Source organism: Petrachloros mirabilis (assembly GCF_975968855.1).
Map to the genome: position 1 here is coordinate 1 of NZ_CDLUDY010000175.1, position 3923 is coordinate 3923.

The window sequence follows — 3923 nt, forward strand, 5'->3', positions numbered from 1 at the left end:
ATTCAACTCGATCAGCGTAAAGGCGATTTCCAGTCTTTTCTCGCGTGCCGGTTCACGCTCAAACAGCGCCAGGAGCTTTGCCCTCCGTCGTAATTTTTGTTGCCTGCGTCGAATCGCCCGCACCGCCACAGACAGGAGAGCCAGGCACACCCCAGCCATAAGCACGATCGGCACAGCCTGGTCCACGATGTAGTCCTGTGTTTCGAGGGACAACCGTTTCCAGACCCACACCGAGGCGATCACGATCCCCAACAGGAGAACGATTGCCGCTAAATTCACATTGCCTTCAGAACGTCGAAGCATAGCCAGCGCATCATAGCAGGGTACCGAAAAACTCCGCCAGCGGATGCGAAAAATGCCAGCGCTTGAATCTCTGTTTACACACGGACTATTCTCTCGCATCAATGGACCTGCCCGATCTTCAGGACGACCCCTATCTCAAGGTCCTCCGGCCTCTGGTCGAGGCCTACCTTGCCTTCTGGCGGGCGGACAGCCGTCACATTCGATCGATGCGTTTGACCCCGTCGCAATTCGACGTGATCGTAACCCTCGGCGATACTCAAGGCCTGACCTGTTCGGAACTGTCCTCCCAGACACTGGTGACGAAAGGGACGCTGACCGGCGTGCTTGATCGGTTGGCGAAGAAGGGCTTGATCCGTCGGGAGCCCGTCTCCCGCGATAAACGTTGTACGAAGATACGATTAACGGACAAAGGCCACTCCCTCTACCAGAAAGTCTTCGCCGCACATATCGCCTTCCTCAGGCCTTTCTTCGCACACGCACTCTCGCAACGGGATGCTGAAACGGCGCGATCATTATTGATAAGAATACGAGACAGCTTTCAGGAACACGGCTCGTAAAGGAGGAATGCATTGCGGTTGACCATACTCGGTTCGGGTACGAATATACACCCCACACGCGCAGCGGCAGGCTATCTCGTCCGAACGGACAACACCTTCTTGCTGGATTTCGGTCCGAGAACGTTAACCAACCTCATGAAGACCGGGATTAACCGTCATAGAATCACCCACATCCTCTTTTCACATTTCCATGCGGATCACTTTTCGGATTTCATCACATTCTTTTTCGATGCCGTCATCTACGCAAAGTACGGAGGCGGGCATCGTCCCGGCATCACGGTGATTGGGCCTCGAGGAACCAAACGTCTCCTGGGCATAATCATGGCAACGTTCCCGAGTTTTTCACGTCCGCCTTTCAAGGTCATATTCAAAGAAGTAGGAGACCGGAGCTTCACGATCGGGGACACAAGGATTACCCCGCGAACCATGACACATGTCCCAGACCTTCACTGTGTCGGATACAGAATCGACTATCGAGGGAAGGCTTTGGCCTATTCAGGCGACACCCTCTACTGTGACAATCTTGTTCGGTTATGCGGAGATGCCGACGTTGCCGTGCTCGATTGTTCATTCCCGGCGAACAAGCCCGGGCCCGCACATCTTCATGCAGGAGAATGCGGTCGGGTCGCACAAGAGGCCGGCCTTGGCCGGCTCCTGCTGTCACACTTTTACCAGATTGCGGAACGATATAACGTGAAGGAACAGGCAGGGGAATCGTTCGACGGACCGATCACGCTGGCACGCGATCTGATGACAATCAAGATTTAAGAAATCAATTCGCGCTTCCGGAGACGTCGGCCTCTACAGCCCGCCTTCTTTGATTTCACACCCAAGGATCTCCATGAACTTCGTCAGGCGGGCTTTCTTCATCGGATCATCGACCTTCGCATAGATCGCGAGAAGATTCTTCATCATCCGTGAAAGGATCGCCCGCACCGGGCTGTGTTGAAGGTATCTCTCATCAAACCCGTATCCAGCTTCCGTCAAGAACCGCTGGCAATTCTTTTCCGTGAGCAACGCCCCGCCGTTGAAACAATCGACGAAGATCCTATAGCGGTCCGATTCGTACTTCACCAGAAAATGTCCCGGCATTCCGATGCCATGCACCGGAAGACGGAGCCGTTTCCCGATGAGCAAATACACTATGGAAAGACTGATCGGAATCCCGGTACGGCGGTCGATCACACGGTTGAGATAGCTGTTTTCCACTTCATAATAGTTCTTTGTGTTGCCCTTGAACCCCTGTTCCGTGAACAGGTAGCGATTAAGGGTCTTGACGGTTTCTTCACCTGAGGCTCTCGGACCGATGCGATCCAGAACCTCCTGCGCCATCTCATCGAGCTGGCGTGTATAGCTCCCGACATCCAAAGACGGGTAGGCATAGCGGGCGATGAGAAAGGTGCCCTGCTCCAGATCCATCCGCTCATCGGGCAATGCAGCCAGATCGATAAGCTCGTCTTCGAGCTTCCCGCCGCGAATCTCCTCCAGCACCGAGGCAATGCGCTCCGCCATTTCCGGCTGTTCGATTTCCGCTTCTTGAAGGAGGGGAACGGCGGAGGAGCCAATATCGATCAGCTTGCTGCTGATCGTCCGGACGATCTTGTCGTCTTCGTCGGCCAGCAACCGGATGAGGGCTCTGATCTGACTTTCGGGTATAACCACTATCTCCCCCTCACCACAGTTGGGGTGTTGAATACCCAACTGCGCGCGTCCACCGAGCACCGCCCTTGATTGAAATTCTGATACACCTTGCGTGCCGCGGTGCGCGAGCACAGGGGACTCAATACCCCAACTGACATCCTGTTACCCCATGGCACGGCGGAAGGCCTTCGCCCCGCCATACAAACAGATCGCATCGAAGATCACCATGACGACCACAACCATCACCACATGCGGTAGCGCATCGCTCCAGCTCGTCAAGATCAACGGGCGGATCGCATCGATCGCCCAGGTCATCGGATTGAACTTCGCCAGGAAACTCATCCAGTCCGGCATGGCTGCCAAGGGCACCAGGGCTGAACTCAAGAATATCATCGGCAGCGACAAGAAGCCGAGTACAGAGAAGAAATCGCCATGGCTTTTCACGGAGAAGGCCATGGCCATCGAAATGGCCGTCAATCCGACCCCGAACATCATTCCGATCACCAAGATCATGGCAATCCCCAGCAATCCGGTCGCCGGTTGCACCCCGAAGAGAAAAGCCACCGCCAGCATCACCAGCACTTGCAGGCTGGTGATCGACGTCACGAAGATAAATCGGCTCAGGATTACGGACGAGCGGCGGATCGGCGTCGACATCAGCCGCTCCAAGAACCCGTTCTCTTTATCGAAGAGTAAGTCCACGCCGCCGGCCAGTCCGTTGTTGAGGACCGTCATCACGACGACACCGGCGGCCAGGAAGCTGATGTAGTTCGGCGCCTGCGTCACTTGCGTATCCGCCACGCGCTGGAACAGATTCCCGAAAAAGATCAGCCAGAACAGCATCGGCTGAACGAGGGTGAACAGCATACTGAATTTTTCACGACTCAACCGCCGCACCCACCGCATCGTCAGCGCGCTGATCTCTTGCCAGTATTCGGCCACGTTATTCCTCTATGCTGTCTCGGCTTCCGGAACGGATTCCGTGATCGCCCGTCCCGTATGGGCGATGAACACGTCGTCCAGGCGAGGCCGATTGTATTGAATGAACTCGATTCCGCAGTTTAACCGATTGGCCGACTCTAAAATCGCAGGCAGGGCCTTCTCCGGTGATTCGACCCGGATATCGAGGCCCTTGTCCGTGGCCCGCACCGACTTGATTGCGGGCTGGCCCTTCAAGGCCGCTTCCAACGAAGCCGTCATACCGATCTCTTTTAAGGTAACCGAGACGATGTCACCGCCGAGGCCGACCTTGAGCTCTGCCGGAGAGCCGATCGTCTTCACTTTCCCTCCGTCGATAATCGCGATCCGATCGCACAGTTGGTCGGCCTCGTCGAGATAGTTGGTGGTCATGACGATGGTCATTCCCTGCCCCTTCAGCATCCGCACATAGTCCCAAATCCGCAGGCGGCTCTGCACGTCGAG

General features: G+C 55.7%; 6 protein-coding genes. 2 read left to right on the plus strand and 4 right to left on the minus strand.

Annotated elements, in window-relative coordinates:
• Positions 1-303, minus strand: a 303-nt coding sequence (locus ACWVCN_RS07155; RefSeq protein WP_455244874.1) for a hypothetical protein, incomplete at its 3' end; no start/stop codon positions are given.
• Between the two features lie 62 nt (positions 304-365).
• Here ACWVCN_RS07155 and ACWVCN_RS07160 point away from each other — a divergent pair.
• Together ACWVCN_RS07160 and ACWVCN_RS07165 are read left to right on the plus strand one after the other, a co-directional pair.
• Positions 366-860 carry a MarR family winged helix-turn-helix transcriptional regulator gene (locus ACWVCN_RS07160; protein ID WP_455244875.1) on the plus strand — a complete coding sequence of 165 codons (495 nt, stop codon included), beginning with the start codon at positions 366-368 and terminating at the stop codon, positions 858-860.
• 12 nt (positions 861-872) lie between these two features.
• Entirely contained in the window at positions 873-1628 is a 756-nt protein-coding gene (locus ACWVCN_RS07165; RefSeq protein WP_455244876.1) for an MBL fold metallo-hydrolase, read from the plus strand.
• A gap of 33 nt (positions 1629-1661) precedes the next feature.
• Here the strand turns inward: ACWVCN_RS07165 and ACWVCN_RS07170 are convergent, their stop codons facing one another.
• The 3 genes from ACWVCN_RS07170 to ACWVCN_RS07180 form a co-directional block, all read right to left on the minus strand.
• Positions 1662-2633: a SirB1 family protein gene (locus ACWVCN_RS07170; protein WP_455244877.1), complete on the minus strand. Its 972-nt coding sequence runs from the start codon at positions 2631-2633 to the stop codon at positions 1662-1664.
• A gap of 30 nt (positions 2634-2663) precedes the next feature.
• Complete coding sequence (locus ACWVCN_RS07175) at positions 2664-3443, minus strand: ABC transporter permease (protein ID WP_455244878.1); 780 nt, start codon at positions 3441-3443, stop codon at positions 2664-2666.
• 9 nt (positions 3444-3452) lie between these two features.
• The coding region (locus ACWVCN_RS07180) for an ATP-binding protein DrrA1-3 family domain-containing protein (protein ID WP_455244879.1) at positions 3453-3923 on the minus strand (471 nt) is incomplete at its 5' end.